The following is a 16495-nucleotide window of genomic DNA, read 5'->3' on the forward strand; positions in this document are numbered from 1 at the left end:
AGGAACGTCCCCGGCACCCGACTGGGCGCGGCGCACAGTGAGCGGCGGCGCCGCTGTGCGCGGCGCCCCCCGCCCCGGGAGGTGCCGGGGACACGCTAGGCCCGCCGCCCGTTCCAGCCGGCGATGCGCGGGGCCGCCGCACCGGCGACAGCGCACCGTCGAGCAGGGCACCATGCGACAGGCACCACATGACGGCAGGAAGGAAGCCACAACGGCATGAACGACACCAGCAGGCTGGCCATCGACGTCGGAGGCACGTTCACCGACGTGGTGGAGCTGATCCCGGAGACCGGGGAGCTGCGCTTCGACAAGGTCCCGACGACGCCCGACGCGCCCACGACCGGCGTGATGGACGCCTTCGGCGTGGCCCGCGCCCCGGTGCCGGCCATCGGCATGTTCACCCACGGCACCACGCTCGGGCTGAACGCGCTGCTCACCCGCACCGGCGCCCGCACCGCCGTGATCGGGACACGCGGCTTCCGCGACGTCTACCTCCTCGGCCGCACCGACCGCAGGACGAACTACGACATCACCTTCCGCAAGCCGCCGGCGCTGCTCGAACGCTACGACACGTTCGAGGTGACCGAGCGCAGCCTGTTCGACGGCTCGGTGCACACGCCCTTCGACGACGAGGACGCCCGCCGCGTCGCCCGCGAGGTCGCGCGGCGCGGCTACCAGTCGGTGGCCGTGGCGTTCCTGCACTCCTACGCCAACCCCGCCCACGAGCTGCGGATGCGCGAGATCCTCGCCGAGGAGGCGCCGGACGTCGCCGTCACGCTGTCGCACGAGCTGTCGCGCGAGTACCGCGAGTACGAGCGCACCAGCACCGCCGTGCTCGACGCGTACGTCAAGCCCATCGTCCGCCGCTACCTGCACACGCTGGAGGGCGAGCTGGCCGCGGGCGGCTTCGAGGGGCGCTTCCTCATGACGCGTTCCGGCGGCGGCGCGATGACCGCCGCCTCGGCCCGCGAGCAGCCGGTGAGCCTCATCCTGTCCGGCCCGGCGGGCGGCGTCATCGGCGCGGCCGCGCTGTCCAGGACGCTCGGCGAGCCCAACCTCATCACCATCGACATGGGCGGCACCAGCCTCGACGCGTCCCTGATCCTCGACCACGAGCCGGTGCTCTACCAGGGGGCCGAGTTCGAGGGGCTGCCCATCAACACGCCGTCCCTCTACATCCACACCATCGGCGCGGGCGGCGGCTCCATCGCCTGGCTGGACGGGGCGGGCGCGCTCCAGGTGGGGCCGCAGAGCGCGGGCGCCGCGCCCGGCCCCGCCTGCTACGGGCGCGGCGGCACCGTCCCGACCTTCACCGACGCCGCGCTGACCCTCGGCTACCTCGGCACCGGCACCCCGCTCGGCGGCAGGCTCACGCTCGACGCCGGGCTGGCCGACAAGGCGCTGCAGCCCATCGCGGCCGAGCTCGGCATGACCGTCAAGGCCCTCGCGCGGGGCATCGTCAGGATCTCCAACACCAAGATCATGGGCGCGGTGCGGGCCATCACCGTCGAGCTGGGGCGCGACCCGAAGGACTTCGCGCTGCTGTCGTTCGGCGGCGGCGGCGGGCTGGTGGCCGTCGAGGTGGCGCGCGAACTGGGCATCCCCACCGTGATCGTCCCGCCGGGCCAGGGCGCGTTCTCCGCGTTCGGCATGCTGATGGCCGACGTCCAGCACGACTTCGCCCGCACGTCCGTCGCGCCGCTCGCCGCGCTCGACCCGTCCGGCGTCGAGGCCGTGTACGGCGAGATGGAGCGCGAGGCCCGCGCCCAGCTCGCCGCCGAGGGCTTCGACGGCGACCGGGTGACCCTGACCCGCTCGCTCGACGTCCGCTACGCCGGGCAGGAGCACTCCGTCACCGTCGCCTACCCGGAAGACCCAGGCTCCGCCATGGCCGACCTGGTCGCCGGCGCCTTCGCCCGGCTGCACGAGCGCCAGTACGGCCACACCATGGCCGACCCGGTCGAGGTGACCACGCTGCGCCTGCGCGCCACCGGCTCCGTGGACAAGCCCGCGCTGCCGAGGATCGCCGAACGCCCGCCCGGCGCCGCCCTCCGGCCCGAGGGCGCCCGCCCCGTCTACCTGTCCGAGGACCGGCCCGCCGTCGGCTACGCCCTGTACACCCGGGAGACGCTGCTGGCCGGCGACGTCATCGAGGGCCCCGCGGTGATCGCCGAGCACACCGCCACCTCCGTCATCCACGCCGGTGACACCCTCAGGGTCGGCCCGCACGGCGAGATGGTCATTTCCGTCGGCTCCGCGACCAGGGAGGTCACCCGATGAGCGACTCCATCACCACCGAGATCATCCGGCACGGCCTGCTCGCCGCCGCGGAGGAGATGGCCCGCAACCTCTGCAGGACCGCCTACAACACCGTCGTGTACGAGATCCACGACTACGGCATCGGCATCCACGACGCCTCCGGCGACGTCGTGGCCGACGCGCCCGGCATCGCCGTCTTCACCCGCGGCAACGACCACGGCATCAAGAAGGCCGTCGAGTTCCTTGGCGCGGACGCGCTGGAGCCCGGCGACGTGATCATCCTCAACTACCCGTACTGGTCGTCGGCGCACACGCTCGACCCGCTGGTGTTCGCGCCGATCCACCACGACGGCCGCCTCATCGGGTTCGCCTCCTGCCGCGTCCACGTCCTCGACCTGAAGCAGAAGGACCCCGGCTACGTCCTCGACTCGACCGACATGTCGCAGGAGGGGCTGTTCTTCCCCGCGACGAAGCTGTACCGGGCGGGCGTCCAGAACGACGACGTCTTCAACATCATCCGCTTCAACAGCCGCATGCCGGAACGGACCATCGGCGACATCCAGGCGCAGGTCTCCGCCTGCGTCACCGGCGTGCGCCGCACCCAGGAGATCGCCGCCAAGTACGGCGCCGGCACGCTCCTGGCCGCCATGGACGCCATCAACGACCACGGCGAGAAGCTCGCCAGGCTCGCCCTGGCCAAGCTGCCCAAGGGCACCTGGAGCGCGCACGACTTCGTCGACAGCGACGGCGTCGACCTCGACCGCATGATCAGGATGCAGGTCACGGTGACCATCACCGACGACGAGATGGTCATCGACTGGACCGGCAGCGACCGCGACGTCCGGGGCCCCATCAACCTGCCCGTCGGCCAGACCGAGGCGTTCTGCAGCCTCATCTTCAAGGCGCTCACCACGCCCGACACCTCGGTCGTCGCGGGCAACTTCCGCCCGATGCGGGTCATCACCGAGCCCGGCTCCGTCATGCACGCCGTGCCGCCCATGCCCACCTTCACCCTGTGGACCGGCCTCATCGGCGGCGAGGTCGTGCTCAAGGCGCTCGCCCAGGGCATGCCCGACCGGGTGCCCGCCTGCTCGGGCGGCGACGTCTGCTCGATGATGGGGCTCGGCGTCAACCCGCGCAACGGCGAGCCCTGGCTGGAGGCCACCAACGAGGCCGTGGGGTTCGGCGCCCACGCCAGGGGCGACGGCGAGGACGGCATCATGCACATCTCCGAGCCCGGCTGCCGCAACAACCCGGTCGAGATCCTCGAGACCAAGTCGCCGATGTTCATCGAGTCGTACGGCTACCGCCCCGACACCGGCGGCGCCGGACGCCACCGCGGAGGCGTCGGCGTCGGCCGCACCTACCGCTTCACCGCGCCGTCCACCGGCATCTGCCTGGTGTACAAGACCAAGACACAGCCGTGGCCGATCGGCGAGGGCCGCCCCGGCGACAACAACCACGTCGTGCTCAACCCCGGCACCGACCGCGAGGTCGTGCAGGGCGGCAGCTACAACCTGCTGCAGGCCGGGGACGTCCTCGTCAACAACACCGGCGGCGGCGGAGGCTACGGCCACCCGTTCGAACGCGAGCCCGAGCGGGTCGCACGGGACGTCCGCAACGGCTTCGTGACCGTCGCCGGCGCCGCCCGCGACTACGGTGTCGTCGTGGACCCGGACACCTTCGAGGTCGACGCCGAGGCGACCGCCGCGCTGCGGGCCGCCCCGGCGCCGGCGTGACCGGCCCGCGCAGCGACACACCGGACGGCCGGGAACGGCCGGGGAAGAGCGGTACATGAGCCCGTCCAGCCTCACCATCGTCAACGCGGCCGTCTTCGACGGCTGGTCGGCCGAGCCCGTCGAGGGCCCCGTGCACGTCGAGGACGGCGTCGTCGTCCAGATCGGCGGCACGGCGCCCGCGAGCGCCGGCCGGGTGATCGACGCCAGGGGCGGCACCGTCGTCCCCGGCCTCATCGACGCCCACTTCCACGCCTACGGCGTCGCGCTCGGCCTGATGGAGATCGAGACGGCCCCGCTCAGCTACCTCGCGCTGTCCGGGGCCAGGCGGCTGGCCGCCGCGCTCGGCCGGGGCTTCACCACCGTCCGCGACGTCGCCGGCGGCGACCCCGGCCTGGCCAAGGCCATCGAGCAGGGCCTCATCCCGTCGCCCCGCTACCTCTACACCGGCCCGGCCCTCACCCAGACCGGCGGGCACGGCGACCCCCGGCCCGGCGACAGCGACCTGTGCGCCTGCGGCGGCCACATGGGCGAGATCGTCGACGGCGTCGACCCGCTGCGGCGGGCCGTGCGCGACCGGTTCAGGCGCGGCGCCCACGCCATCAAGATCATGGCATCGGGCGGCGTGGTGTCCCTCACCGACCCGATCAGGATCCCGCAGTACTCGCCCGAGGAGGTCCGCGCCGTCACCGGCGAGGCGGCGCGGCGCGGCAGCTACGTCGCCGCGCACGCCTACTCGCCCGAGGCGATCGTCCACTCCGTCGAGAACGGCGTCCGCTCCGTCGAGCACGGCAACCTGCTCGACGAGGCGACCGCCGCCCTCATGGCGGAACGCGGCGCGTACCTCGTGCCGACGCTCGCCACGTACGACGCCATGGACCGCCGCGGCGCCGACGTCGGGCTCGCCCCCGTCTCACGCGCCAAGAACGCCGAGGTGCTGGACGCCGGGCGGCGCGCCGTCGAGATCGCCGCGGCGGCCGGGGTGCGCGTCGGCTTCGGCACCGACCTCATGGGCGCGCTCGACGACGAGCAGCTCAACGGGCTGAGGCTGCAGGCCGAGGTCATGGGGCCGCTCGGGGCGCTGCGCTCGGCCACCTCCGTCAACGCCGACCTGATCGGCCGCGACGACCTCGGCAGGGTCAGGCCGGGCGCGGTGGCCGACCTGCTCGTCCTCGACGGCGACCCGTTCACCGACCCGTCGGTGCTGTGGGCGGGCCCGGAACGCCGCACCGTCATCCAGAACGGCACGGTGCTGCCGCCCCTCACCTGACCACCCCCGACCCGCCGCCCCCGCCGCACCCCACGGCGAGGGACGGCGGGGACGGCGCCGTCCGCTGTTCGGCCTCGTCCGCCTCGCCTGCCTCTCGCGGGTGCGGTCAGATCCAGCCCTCCTCCCAGGCGCGGTGGGCGGCGGCGTGCCGCGAGGCGACGCCCAGCTTGGCCATCGCCGACGACAGGTAGTTGCGGACGGTCCCTGGGGCCAGGTTCACCCGCGCGGCGATCTCGCTGATCGGCGCGCCCGTCCTGGACGCCCGCAGCACCTCCAGCTCCCGGCCGGTCAGCGGGCAGTCGTCCTCCGACAGCGCCGACGCGGCGATCTCGGGATCGACGTAGCGCCGCCCCGCCGCGACATCCCTGATGATCTCGGCCAGCCTGGACGCGGGCGTCGTCTTCGGCACGAACCCCGACACCCCGGCGCTCAGGGCACGGCGCAGCACACCGGGCCTGGCGTGCCGGGTGACGAGGACGATCCGCGTCGACAGCTCCGCCCTGATCTCCTCGGCCGACCACAGCCCGTCGGCGGGCGGCATCTCCAGGTCGAGCACGGCGACGTCCGGCCGGCGCTCCCTGGCCAGGCGCACCGCCTCGTCCGACGCGGCGGCCTCGGCGACCACGGTCAGGTCGTCCTCCAGGTCCAGCAGCGCCGCCAGGGCGCCGCGGACGAGGTGCTCGTCGTCGGCGATCAGGATCCGGATCATCGGCTGCCACCCTCCGCCGCGCGGGCGGCCCCGTCAAGCGGGAGCGACGCGCACACCTCGAACACGTCGCCGTCGCGCCTCCACGTGAGGCCGCCCCCGGCGGCCTCCAGCCGCCCGGCCAGCCCCCGCAACCCGGTGCCGTCCACGTCGCTCCCCGCCCGCCCGGCCGCCCCCGACCCCGCACCGTCCCGGCGTCCCTCCGCCCGTTCGGCCGGCGTGCGTGGGTTCCCGCCGTCCCAGCCCTTCGTGCTCGATGTGGTGCCGTCGTTGGTGACGCGCAGGCGTGCCAGGCCGTGCGAGACCGTGGCGGAGATCTCGGCGCGCCCGGCCCTGCTGTGGCGCAGGACGTTCGTGGTTGCCTCCCGCACCACCAGGCCCAGCAGGTGGCGGACCGGCTCCGGCAACCCGTCACCCCCCTCCTTCCGTACGCGCGTCTCGACGCCCGCCGCGGCCAGCACCTTCGCGGCGTTGGCGAGCTCGGCCTCCAGGGACGTGCGGCGGTAGCCGCCCACCAGTGCGCGGGTGTCACGCAGCGCCTCGACCGCCAGCCGCCTGACCTCGCCCATCTCCGCCGCCGCCCGTACGGGGTGGGCGGGTGCGAGCCGCTCGGCCAGCTCGCTCTTGAGCGCGATGACCTGCAGCCGGTGCCCCTGGATGTCGTGCAGGTCGGCCGCGAACCGCAGCCGCTCGTCCTTGACGGCGAGTTCAGCCGCCAGGCCGCGCGCCCGGTCCAGTCGCGCCGCGACGTCCCACGCCCACAGCACGCCGAGCACCGTCCAGGCGGTGACGGCGACGGTCCCCGCGGCGAGCGCCGCCGCGAGCGGCCAGGCGTCACCGGCGACCTGACCGGCGACGCCGCCCACCGCGGAGCCGCCACTCACCGCCGAGCCGCCGCCCACCGCGGAGCCGCCGCCCGCTGCGGAGCCGCCACCGACCGCGGAGCCGCCGCCCGTCGCGGTGAAGCCGGCCGCCTCCGCCAGTCCTCCCGCCAGCGCCGCGGCGGTCACCCCCGCGGCCAGGAGCAGCCGCCGTCGCCGGCGCGGCAGGAACGTCGCCGCCAGCGACACCACGGCCGCCGCCGGGAGCGCCCACAGCACCCGCTCGCCCAGGACCAGGGGGACCGCGGCGAGCACGGCCGCGGCGGCGGCTGCCGCGCCGAGCCAGGGCGCGGGCGGCCTGCGGGGACCGGCACCGGACGCCGGTGGCCCGGCGGGCGGCACCCGCCGGGCGACCAGCACGAGGACGGCGGCCACCAGGACGGCCAGGGCGACGCCGCCCCCGGCTGCCACCGGGATGGGCACGCCGGGGCGCGACGCCCAACGCGTGAACGCCAGGACGAGGAGCGACACCAGGATCGCGGACAGGCTCCACGAGGTGTGACGCCGGAACCCGCCCAGCCCGTGCCCGGCCTCGCCCGCGAGGCTCTCGGGCCGGCCCGGGGAGGCGCCGCTCTCGTTCCGTGAGGACTCGGGGCCGCGCGGGGAGGCGGGTGCCCCCCGGGCGGGGGCGGGCCGGCCGTCGGTGGGCGTCGGGCCGCTCTGGACGTCGCGCACGCCGCCATTGTCCCAGCGCTCGCCCGCATGACGAATGTCACGAACGGTCGTGACATCCGCACGCCCGCACAGGCGGTTCCGCACTACCGGCCTCCCACGGCCGGCGGCCAGCATGGACGCCATACCCCCTCCCCGTACGAACGGCGCCTCATGGCGAGCGCTTCCGAAACGGCGGGGGCTTCCCGCGCGAAGAGAGGAGAGCCGCCATGACCATGACGAGCGAGCAACAGGGCGAGCAGCAGGGCAAGCAGCAGGGCGAGCGGCAGGGCGAGCAACAGGGCGAGCAACAGGGCGAGCGGCAGGGCGAGCGGCAGGGCGAGCAGCAGGGCGAGCGGCGCTTCCTGGCGGTCGCGGCGCGACGGTGGCCCGCCGCCCTGGCCGTGGCGTCGGCGGTGCTCACCGCCGACGCGGCCGGTTCGACGCGGGGCGTGGCGGCCCTCGCGGAGGTCCTGCTGCTCCTGCCGCTGCTCTACCTGGTCATGGCGAAACTACGCAGGCCCGGCCTGTCGTGGCTGGTGCTCGCCGCGCTGGTGGTCCCGTTCGTCGCGTCGCGGGCGCTGGACGCGCTCGCGCCGGTCGCCGTCGTGGCCGTCGTCGCGCCGGCCGTCCTGATCTGGGGCCTGCTGGACGGGCAGCTCCGACGGCCGGACCCGCTCCGCGTCCAGGCTGTGGCGATGGCCGGGTTCGCCGCCTTCGCCGCGGCCGGGCTGGTGCTGGACCCCACGGTGGGCCGGTACGTCCTGGCGGCGGGCTGGCTGCTCCACGGCGTGTGGGACTTCGTCCACCTGCGCCGGGGGAGCGTGGTGTCCCGCTCGTACGCCGAGTGGTGCGGCGGCCTCGACGTCCTGGTCGGCGTCGCCCTGTTGGTCGCCTGGTAGCGGCGGGCGGCTCAGCGGCGGGCGTCGCGGAGGGCGAGGGCCAGCCACGCGTACGGCAGCGGCAGCATCGCCAGCCAGAACCGGTGCGCCTCGTCCCACGCGCCGAAGCCGCAGGTGGGCGGCCAGAGCCTCACCTCGTCCGGCAGCAGCACGGTGGCGAGGACCAGGAGGAGTTGCACCACCACGGAGGCCATGGCGGCCTGCCGTCCCCGCGCGTGCCGCACGGCGGTCGCCCCGGCGGCCAGCGCCACCCCGAGGCACACCCCCATCTCGACGAGCAGGTCGCCGACCGGGAAGAGCACGCCGTCCGGCAGGCGCGAGAGCGTCCAGGCGAAGGCCGCCAGCCACGCGCCGACCGCCGCGCCGCCGGCCAGCAGGCAGCGCAGCGCCTGCCGCAGCCACCGGGGGGCCGGCGCCGCGTCCAGGTCGGCCGACATGGGGTCCACCAGCGCGAACGCGGCTGCCGAGCCGAGCAGCGTGCCCACGACGCGCAGCGCCACCAGGGCGGTGCCGGGGTCCGGCTGCCGGACGAGGCCCGTGAGGGCCAGCGCCGCCGCGCCGCCCACCGCGACGGCCGCGAGCGGCGCCCAGTCGATGGCGCGGGCCAGCGGGCGCACCAGCAGCACGGCCAGGCGCCACCGGGAGGCGGCGGCCCGCGCCCCTCCGGCCGGGGTCGGGACGTGCGGACGCGTGGAGGGGAGGGTCATGGGCATGGCGTCGCTCCTGGAGGTGTGTCGGCGGTGCGCCGCAGGCCCAGCAGCGGCAGGGCCCGCTCGACGGTGGTGGCCGGGTCGACGAGGACGTCCCAGTGGGTGCGGACCGCCTCGGCGGCGCCCGGCAGGGCGAGGAGCGCCTTGGCGTAGCCCACCTCGGCGGCGCCCCAGCGGATCATGATCATGCGGGCGTGCCGCGCGTCCAGGTACAGGGGGCGGGGCTGCTCCGGAGGGGAGACCCGGCCGGCCAGCCACAGCGCCACGAGGATACGCGCCTGGCCGTGGGCGTCGCAGCCACCCCTGGGGAACCGGGTCTCCTGGCCGGCGGGAGCCCGGCCACCTCGCCAGGCGGCCCAGAACGCGACGTCCTGGGCGACCATGGCGCGCTGGCCGGGCCCGCCCCAGGTCATCGGCGGACTGATCCGCCAGTCGTCGCCGGTGTCCTCCGCGAAGGACCAGTCGGGGGCGACCTGCTCCACCCGGGGGAGGCGGGCGCGCACCGGGGCGGGCAGCAGGTCCGCGATCGGGAGCACCGCCTCCTCCCACAGCGGGATCCACGGCTCGTAGCCGCGGTAGGCGCAGTAGGTGATGCCCCGCCGCGCCGCGCAGGAGCGGGCGCCGGGCCCGAAGAAGCGCTCCCGGACCCTCGGGTCCACGTCGTCCATCGTGAGCTCGCCGCTGCCGGGCAGCACGACGGGCGGCCGGGCCGCGGCCGCGGCCCCCGCGGGCACGGCCACGGCCAGCGCCGCCACCGCGGCGACGGCGGGAGCGATCCTCGCGCGGTGCCTGAGCAGCGCGATCCCGGCGAACGCGACGGCGAGCGCCAGCACGTACAGGAGGTGGACGCCGGACGGCCGGTCGGGCCAGTCGGCGCTGTGCTCCTGCATGACGGGCAGCAGCCACCCGGCGGCCCCGTTCTGGTCGTTGAGGAGGATCAGGAAGCCGAGCGCGGCGGCCACCATCGGCCCGGCCACCAGCCACCGCGCCCACCGTCCCGTCGCCACGCCCAGCGCGGCGGCGAGCACCGACGCGGCCACGGCGGTCAGCGGCTCCCACACGTCGAGCCGCCCGCCGGCGGGGCCGCCGAGCAGGCGGACGCCGAGGTAGCAGCCAGTGGTCAGCGCGGCGGCCAGGCCCCCGGTGAGCGCCGACGCCGCGAGGACGGCGCGGGTCCTGTGCACCGCCCGGCCGGGCAGGCTCGCGAGGCTCTCCGGCATCCCGTGACGGCCGTCGCGGGACGCCGCCAGGCTCGCCACCACCAGGACGGCGGCGGCCAGGCAGGTGGACAGCCCTGTCGCGCGCACCGGGTCCACCGACAGGTCGGGCTGCTCGTCACGGGTGAGGAAGGTCTGCAGCGCCAGCACGAGCAGGGCGGTGCCCCAGACGAGCGGATGCCGCAGCGTCCTGCGCGTCTCCAGCAGGAAGAGGCGCCAGGTCACGCGGCCTCCCCGAGGAGCATGAGGTAGCCGTCCTCCACGCCGGGGGCGGCCGGGTTCGCGGCGGGCGGCGGTTCGCCGAGGGTGCGGTAACGGCCGTCGGCGGTGCGCCAGAACAGCGTCGACACCTCCGGGGCCGCGTCCGACAGCCAGACGCGGCCCTCCGCGACGGCGGCGAGCGCGCCCGGGGTGCCGTCGAAGACGACCCCGCCCTGCCGCAGCACCACCACCCGCTCGCACAGCGCGGCGACGTCCTCGGTCTGGTGGGTGGACAGCACCACCGTCCGGCTCTCGCCGAGGCGCGACACCAGCGCGCGGAACGACATCCGCTGCTCCGGGTCGAGCCCCACGGTCGGCTCGTCGAGGATCAGCAGGTCGGGGTCGCCGAGCAGGGCCTGCGCGAGCGCCAGCCGCTGCCGCATGCCGCCCGACAGCCTGCGCACCTTCGTCCCGGCCCGGTCGGTCAGCCCCACCTCGGCCAGCACCCTGCGCACCTCGGCGTGCCGCTGCCGGGCGTCGGTCAGCTCCTTGAGCACCGCCACGTAGTCCACCAGGTCGAAGGCGGTGAAGTGCGGGTAGAAGCCCGGGTCCTGCGGCAGGTAGCCGAGCCTGCGCCGCAGCGCCGTGCGCTGCACCGGGTGGGACGGGTCCAGGCCGTACGCGTCGATCCTGCCGCCGTCCGGCGCGAGCGTGGTGGCCAGGCACCGCAGCAGCGTGGTCTTGCCCGCGCCGTTCGGCCCGAGCAGGCCGGTCACGCCCACGCCGAGCGTCAGGGTGAGGCCGTCGAGGGCCGCCCTGCGGCCGTACGTCTTGGTCAGGTCCTTGATCCGGATCATCCGGTGTCGGTCTCCCCTCTGGTTCTCGCGGCACGCAGCCGCAGCAGCAGGACGGCGGCCGCCGCGGCGTACCCGATCTGGGCGGCCGGGGCGAACGCCGACACCCAGTCGCCGGCGAACCCCGCCGCGCCGGCGACGGCCAGCCACAGCCCGGTCACGGCGAGCGCCGCCAGCGGGACGCGTACCAGGCGTGACAGCGCCAGGCAGGCCAGCGTCACCGCCAGCGAGGGCAGCAGCCAGGCGGCGCACAGCCACGGCGGCGCGGGCAGCAGCGGCGAGGCCGCCCCGGCCAGGACGACCGCCGTCGACAGCACCGCGGCCGCGCGCGTGAGCAGCAGCCGCGCCCCGGCCAGCGGGGTGGCCGCCAGCAGCTCGTACGCCGGGTCCACCCGCGGCCCGTACGCCAGAGCGATGCCGGCCGGCGGCAGCACCGGCGCGGCGACCAGGAACGCCGGCACGAACGCGGGATCGACGCGGGCGGCGAGCACCGCGAACGCCAGCGCCGCCCCCACCGCCGCCAGCCACGCCCTGCTCAGCGTCGGCGTCGCCATGAGCAGCCTGGCCAGGTGCGCGGGCACGCCGCAGCGCGCGAGCAGCCGCTCGGCCGGGCCCGGCCTGGGCGCGACCAGCCGGGCCTCCAGCCGCCGCCACGACTCCTCCAGCCACTCCGGCTCGTACGGCACCGCCGCCCGGCACGCCGCGCACCGCGCCAGGTGGGTCTCCACGGACATCGCGAGCGCGGGGTCGAGCCCGCCGCCGAGGTAGCCTTCGCGCAGATCGTCCGATACGTGCCAGGTCATGAGAGCTCCTCGCGCAGCCTGGCCCTGGCCCGCATCGCGCGGGTCTTGACCGTGCCTTCCGGGATGCCGAGGAGGCGGGCGGCCTCCCTGGTGGTGAGCCCGTCCAGGACGGTCGCCTGGATGACGGCCCGCAGCTCCGGCGAGAGCCTGCGCAGCGCCGCGCCCAGGTCGCCGTGCTCGACCCCGAGCAGCACGACGTCCTCCGCCGACGCGACGGGCGAACCCTCGCCGGGCTCCGCGCCGCCGCCGATCCAGCGCGAGCCGCGCCCCCGCAGCACCGAGACGAGCCGGCGGACGGCGATCGTCCACAGCCAGGCGGCCGGGTCGCCGCCCGCGAACCGGCTCGCCGACCGCCACACGGCGAGGAACGTCTCCTGGAGGGCGTCGTCCACGGCGTCGGGGTCGGCGCAGCGGCGGGTCAGCCTGGCGCGCAGCCACGGGGCGTGGCGGCGGTGCAGCAGGCGCAGCGCGGTCGTGCTGCGGGCGGCCACGGCGGCCACCAGCTCGGCGTCCGTGCTGTGGTCGCCCACCTCGGGCGGCTCGCGCCGCCAGGACGGGAACAGTCTCACACCCCGTCTATCGCGCCCGGCCGCCGTCCCGGTTCGCGCGGCCCTCGCGGGCCGGTCGCCGTGGGCGGGGGCGGGGCGTCGGGATGGCGGCGTGCCGATCTTCTCCGCGCCCGACGGGACCGCGCTCGCCTACCAGGTGACGGGGGAGGGGGAGCCGCCGGCCTGCGCGCCGCCGAACCCTGGTTCCCGGAGGCGTTCGAGGCGCTGCGGGCCGTCTGGGCGGGCTCGGAGTCCGACGACGACCGGGACGCCGCCATGCCCTTCTTCTACGGCCGCTGGGACGAGACGGCCCGGGCGCACGCCGCCGTCGCCGCCTTCCTCGCCAGGGCGGCCTGATCCGCCGCGGGAACGCTCAGGAAACGCCTGGCCGGCGCGGGGCGCGGGCCGGGGCGGGACGGGGCGTGGGGGACAGGTCCTGGGTGCCGACCACGGACAGGAGTTCCAGCTGGCCGGCCGCCGCGCTGCCCGGCGGGGCGGTGAAGAACAGCAGCCGCTGGCGGCCGTCCTCGCTGAACATGTTGTGGCAGTCCAGTTCGACCACGCCGAGCGACGGGTGGACGATCCGCTTGCGGTCGGAGCGGCGCAGCGCCACGTCGCCCGTCTCCCACAGCGCCGCGAACTCGGGGCTGCGCCGCCGCAGCGCGGCCACCATGCGGGCCACCCCCGGGTCGTCGCCGCGGCGGGCGGCCACCGCGCGCAGGTCCGCCACGAACCGCTGCGAATGGTACGGATGGTCCTCGGCCGGGTAGATGGCACGGGCGGCCGGGTCGGTGAACCAGCGGTGGACGAGGCTCGCCTCCGGCCCGCGCAGCCGCGGCGGCTCGCCGAGCAGCGCCGTGGCGAGCGCGTTCTGGGTCACGGTCTCGTGCAGGTCCGTGATGACCAGCGCCGGGGTCGTCGTCAGGCGGTCGAGCAGGGCCAGCAGGGCGGGCTGGACGTGCGTCTCAGGACCGCGCGCCGACGGCGGCACCGGCCGGTCGGCGAGGTGGAACAGGTGGTCGCGTTCGTCCCGGTCGAGGCGCAGCGCGCGGGCGAGCGCCGCCAGGGTCTGCGCCGACGGCTGAGCGCCGCGCCCCCGCTCGATCTCGGTGTAGTAGTCGGCCGACAGCCCGGCGAGCTGCGCCACCTCCTCGCGGCGCAGCCCGGGGACGCGGCGGCGGCTGCCCGGCCGCAGGCCGACGTCGGCCGGCCGGACGCGGTCGCGACGGGACTTGAGGAACGCCGCCAGTTCGGTGAGGTTCACCCCTCCATTGTCGTCCCCCGGCTCGGGCGCAACCAGGGGACGCCGACCCCAGGGTGAGCTCAGCCCTGGCTGAGCTCGCCGGGCGGACCGAAGGTGGACACCGGACACCGGGGAGCACCCGGGACGCGGGCCGCGGTGTCCCGCACCGCACGGCGAGCAACCGCCGAGCAACCGTCAAGCAGAGGAGCACTCATGTCCGTGTCAGGAGCACAGGCGGGAACCGGGCGGGTGGCGATCGTCACCGGCGGCTCTCGCGGCATCGGCCGCGAGAGCGCCCGCCGTCTGGCCGCCGACGGCCACGCCGTGGTCGTCGGCTACGCGGGCGACCGCGACGCCGCCGACGGCGCCGTCAAGGAGATCGCCGCCGCCGGGGGCCGCGCGCTCGCCGTGCGCGCCGACGTCGCCGACGAGCACGCCGTCGCCGCCATGTTCGAGACGGCGCGGTCCGAGTTCGGCGGCGTGGACGTCGTCGTCCACGCCGCCGGCCGCATCGCGCTGTCGGCCGTCGCCGACCTGGACCTGGCCGAGCTGGACGCCCTGCACCGCACCAACATCCGCGGCACCTTCGTGGTGGCCCAGCAGGCCGCCCGCCACCTGCGCGGGGGCGGCGCGCTCATCACCTTCTCCACGTCGGTGGTGGGCCTGGCCGTCCCCACGTACGGGGCCTACAGCGCCAGCAAGGGAGCCGTGGAGGCGCTCACCATGATCCTCGCCAGGGAGTTGCGCGGCCGGGACGTGACCGTCAACGCCGTGGCCCCCGGCCCCACCGCGACCGACCTGTTCCTCGACGGCAAGGACGAGGATGCGGTCGCCCGGCTGGCCGCCCAGTCGCCGCTGGAGCGCATCGGCACCCCGGCCGACATCGCCGAGGTGGTCGCCTTCCTCGCCTCCCCGGCGGGCCACTGGGTCAACGGGCAGGTCGTCCGGGCGAACGGCGCGATCGTCTGACGCCTCCGGCCCGCGCCGCTCGGGCGCGGAAAGCGCCCGCTCACCACGACCCGACCACGCTGAGAAGGATCATCATGCCGTTCGCCAACTTCAAGGTCCCCGCCGGCACCCTCACCGCCGAGCAGAAGCGGCTCATCGTCGCCCGCACCACCGACCTGTACGCCGAGGTCTACGGCGAGCGGGCGCGGGCCACGACGGTGGTGCTCGTGGAGGAGGTGACCGACGGCGGCTGGGGCGTCGGGGGCGCCGTCCTCACCCTGGCCGCCCTCCAGGGCGACGTGACGGGCTGAGCCGTCGGACGCCGGGGCCGCCCTGGGGAGCGCCGTCCGCGGCGCTCCGTGCGTCTCCTGGAAGTCCACCCGCCGCGGTTGCGCGATCACGTACGGCGTGGCAGGGTATGACCGCTCTCGCAGTGACATCACCTTTCGAAGGACTGAAGCCCATGATCTCGGCGTCCCTCAGCGGCCGCCGCCGGCACTGACCGGTCCGCGCTCCGCGGTCCCGGCGCCAGCCTGCCGAGCCCCGTCTCGCGGCGGCCCCACGTTCTCCGGTTCCGCGCCAGGCCTCGCACGCCTGAGCGCATCCATCCGTCGTCATACGTGAGGTCATCACCAATCATGGGCATCGATGTCCAGACTTTCGCCGTGTCCAACCTGCGCCGCCGTCCCGTGGTCGTCGAGACCGGGGGCTTCGTCGCGGGGTTCGACCCCGGCACCACCAGCCCGTACGTCAACTACGCCACGCCGCTGCCCGGAGCCACGCCGGGGGCGTCGGACGTCGCCGCGCTGGTCGCGGCGTTCCGTGAGCGCGGCCTGAAGCCGCGCCTGGAGTTCGCGCCCGACGCGGCGCCCGCCGTGGAACCCGCGCTGCGCGAGGCCGGGTTCACCGTGGAGGAGGTGCACGAGTACCTCGTCTGCGACGCCGGCACGCTCGCGCGGCCCGCCTCGCCGGGGCTGCTCGTGGAGACGCCGTCCACCGACGACGACTACACCGCGATCGACGCCGCCCTGGCGGAGGCGTTCGGCGGGGTGTTCGCCTCGTCGCCGGAGGGCGCGGCGCGGCTGCGGCGCGTCCAGGAGGGCGGCGGGGCCGTGCGGTTCGTCCGCGCGCCCGACGGCGGCTGCGCCGGCGGGGCGTCCTGCTCCGCGCCGGCCGCTGGCACCGCCGAGCTGGCGGGCGTCGGCACCCGTCCCGCCTTCCGCGGCCGCGGCATCGCCGCGGCGGTCACCGCCGCGCTGACCGAGGCGATGCTCGCCCAGGGGGCGGCGACGGTCTGGCTGGAGTACGGCGGCGAGGGGTCGCGGCGCGTCTACGAGCGCGTCGGCTTCCGGCCGCAGGGCACCCGCCTGTACATGTCGCTCGGCACCTGACGACCACCACGCGGCCCACCCGCCCGCTCGTGATCCCGGCGCCTCGCCGACGGGGTGCGCGCCGGCCGGACCCGGGCTCCCGTCAGCCGGCGTGGGCGATGTCCGGTTCCCGTTCCCGGACGGACCCGCCGGCGCTTCCCAGGGAGCCGCCTTCGGGGTGACAGGCGTGCTGACC

The 16495-nt window shown here is 75.9% G+C and carries 16 protein-coding genes; 8 read left to right on the forward strand and 8 right to left on the reverse strand.

The genetic code is table 11. The features are described from left to right. Positions 1-216 precede the first annotated feature (216 nt). From BMX74_RS36420 to BMX74_RS36430, 3 genes are read left to right on the forward strand one after another with little or no spacing between them, the layout of a single operon-like run. Entirely contained in the window at positions 217-2280 is a 2064-nt protein-coding gene (locus BMX74_RS36420) for a hydantoinase/oxoprolinase family protein (RefSeq protein WP_055502378.1), read from the forward strand. After that, complete coding sequence (locus BMX74_RS36425) at positions 2277-3998, forward strand: hydantoinase B/oxoprolinase family protein (protein ID WP_055502377.1); 1722 nt, start codon at positions 2277-2279, stop codon at positions 3996-3998. The genes BMX74_RS36420 and BMX74_RS36425 overlap by 4 nt, the downstream gene beginning before the upstream one ends. 55 nt (positions 3999-4053) lie before the next feature. Further along, positions 4054-5265, forward strand: a complete 1212-nt coding sequence (locus BMX74_RS36430; protein WP_091105045.1) for a metal-dependent hydrolase family protein — start codon at positions 4054-4056, stop codon at positions 5263-5265. Between the two features lie 106 nt (positions 5266-5371). Here BMX74_RS36430 and BMX74_RS36435 read toward each other — a convergent pair whose 3' ends face one another. Both BMX74_RS36435 and BMX74_RS36440 read right to left on the reverse strand, forming a co-directional pair. Next, positions 5372-5974 carry a response regulator transcription factor gene (locus BMX74_RS36435; RefSeq protein WP_091105047.1) on the reverse strand — a complete coding sequence of 201 codons (603 nt, stop codon included), beginning with the start codon at positions 5972-5974 and terminating at the stop codon, positions 5372-5374. Beyond that, a complete protein-coding gene (locus tag BMX74_RS36440; protein WP_256257490.1) occupies positions 5971-7527 on the reverse strand; it encodes a sensor histidine kinase in 1557 nt (518 codons plus the stop codon). The genes BMX74_RS36435 and BMX74_RS36440 overlap by 4 nt, the downstream gene beginning before the upstream one ends. Positions 7528-7733: 206 nt before the next feature. Between BMX74_RS36440 and BMX74_RS36445 the strand changes: the two genes are divergently transcribed. After that, a complete protein-coding gene (locus BMX74_RS36445; RefSeq protein WP_091105049.1) occupies positions 7734-8405 on the forward strand; it encodes a hypothetical protein in 672 nt (223 codons plus the stop codon). Between the two features lie 11 nt (positions 8406-8416). Here BMX74_RS36445 and BMX74_RS36450 read toward each other — a convergent pair whose 3' ends face one another. From BMX74_RS36450 to BMX74_RS36470, 5 genes are read right to left on the reverse strand one after another with little or no spacing between them, the layout of a single operon-like run. Next, positions 8417-9118 carry a hypothetical protein gene (locus BMX74_RS36450; RefSeq protein WP_091105051.1) on the reverse strand — a complete coding sequence of 234 codons (702 nt, stop codon included), beginning with the start codon at positions 9116-9118 and terminating at the stop codon, positions 8417-8419. Further along, on the reverse strand, positions 9109-10557 hold the full coding sequence (locus BMX74_RS36455) for a hypothetical protein (protein ID WP_091105053.1): 1449 nt from the start codon (positions 10555-10557) through the stop codon (positions 9109-9111). The genes BMX74_RS36450 and BMX74_RS36455 overlap by 10 nt, the downstream gene beginning before the upstream one ends. Then, positions 10554-11390, reverse strand: a complete 837-nt coding sequence (locus BMX74_RS36460) for an ABC transporter ATP-binding protein (RefSeq protein ID WP_091105054.1) — start codon at positions 11388-11390, stop codon at positions 10554-10556. The genes BMX74_RS36455 and BMX74_RS36460 overlap by 4 nt, the downstream gene beginning before the upstream one ends. After that, positions 11387-12190 carry a zf-HC2 domain-containing protein gene (locus tag BMX74_RS36465; protein ID WP_055502369.1) on the reverse strand — a complete coding sequence of 268 codons (804 nt, stop codon included), beginning with the start codon at positions 12188-12190 and terminating at the stop codon, positions 11387-11389. The genes BMX74_RS36460 and BMX74_RS36465 overlap by 4 nt, the downstream gene beginning before the upstream one ends. Beyond that, positions 12187-12759: an RNA polymerase sigma factor gene (locus BMX74_RS36470; RefSeq protein WP_055502368.1), complete on the reverse strand. Its 573-nt coding sequence runs from the start codon at positions 12757-12759 to the stop codon at positions 12187-12189. Before BMX74_RS36470 ends, BMX74_RS36465 begins: the two co-directional genes overlap by 4 nt. 60 nt (positions 12760-12819) lie before the next feature. On the opposite strand from BMX74_RS36470, the gene BMX74_RS43480 reads away from it, so the two are divergent. Next, positions 12820-13095, forward strand: a complete 276-nt coding sequence (locus BMX74_RS43480) for a hypothetical protein (RefSeq protein ID WP_055502367.1) — start codon at positions 12820-12822, stop codon at positions 13093-13095. Between the two features lie 16 nt (positions 13096-13111). On the opposite strand, the gene BMX74_RS36475 is transcribed toward BMX74_RS43480, so the two are convergent. Continuing rightward, entirely contained in the window at positions 13112-14002 is an 891-nt protein-coding gene (locus BMX74_RS36475) for a helix-turn-helix domain-containing protein (RefSeq protein WP_055502366.1), read from the reverse strand. Positions 14003-14194: 192 nt separating this feature from the next. Between BMX74_RS36475 and BMX74_RS36480 the strand changes: the two genes are divergently transcribed. The 3 genes from BMX74_RS36480 to BMX74_RS36490 all read left to right on the forward strand — a co-directional run bounded on the left by BMX74_RS36480 (position 14195) and on the right by BMX74_RS36490 (position 16320). Beyond that, complete coding sequence (locus BMX74_RS36480) at positions 14195-14950, forward strand: SDR family oxidoreductase (protein ID WP_091105056.1); 756 nt, start codon at positions 14195-14197, stop codon at positions 14948-14950. 74 nt (positions 14951-15024) lie between these two features. Continuing rightward, the gene (locus BMX74_RS36485) at positions 15025-15240 is read left to right on the forward strand and encodes a 4-oxalocrotonate tautomerase family protein (protein ID WP_055502364.1); all 216 of its coding nucleotides are present in this window, start codon (positions 15025-15027) and stop codon (positions 15238-15240) included. A 327-nt stretch (positions 15241-15567) separates the two neighbouring features. After that, a complete protein-coding gene (locus tag BMX74_RS36490; protein ID WP_091105057.1) occupies positions 15568-16320 on the forward strand; it encodes a GNAT family N-acetyltransferase in 753 nt (250 codons plus the stop codon). Positions 16321-16495 lie beyond the last annotated feature (175 nt).

Source organism: Nonomuraea pusilla (assembly GCF_900109355.1).
In the GTDB taxonomy this organism is placed as follows: Bacteria; Actinomycetota; Actinomycetes; order Streptosporangiales; family Streptosporangiaceae; genus Nonomuraea; species Nonomuraea pusilla.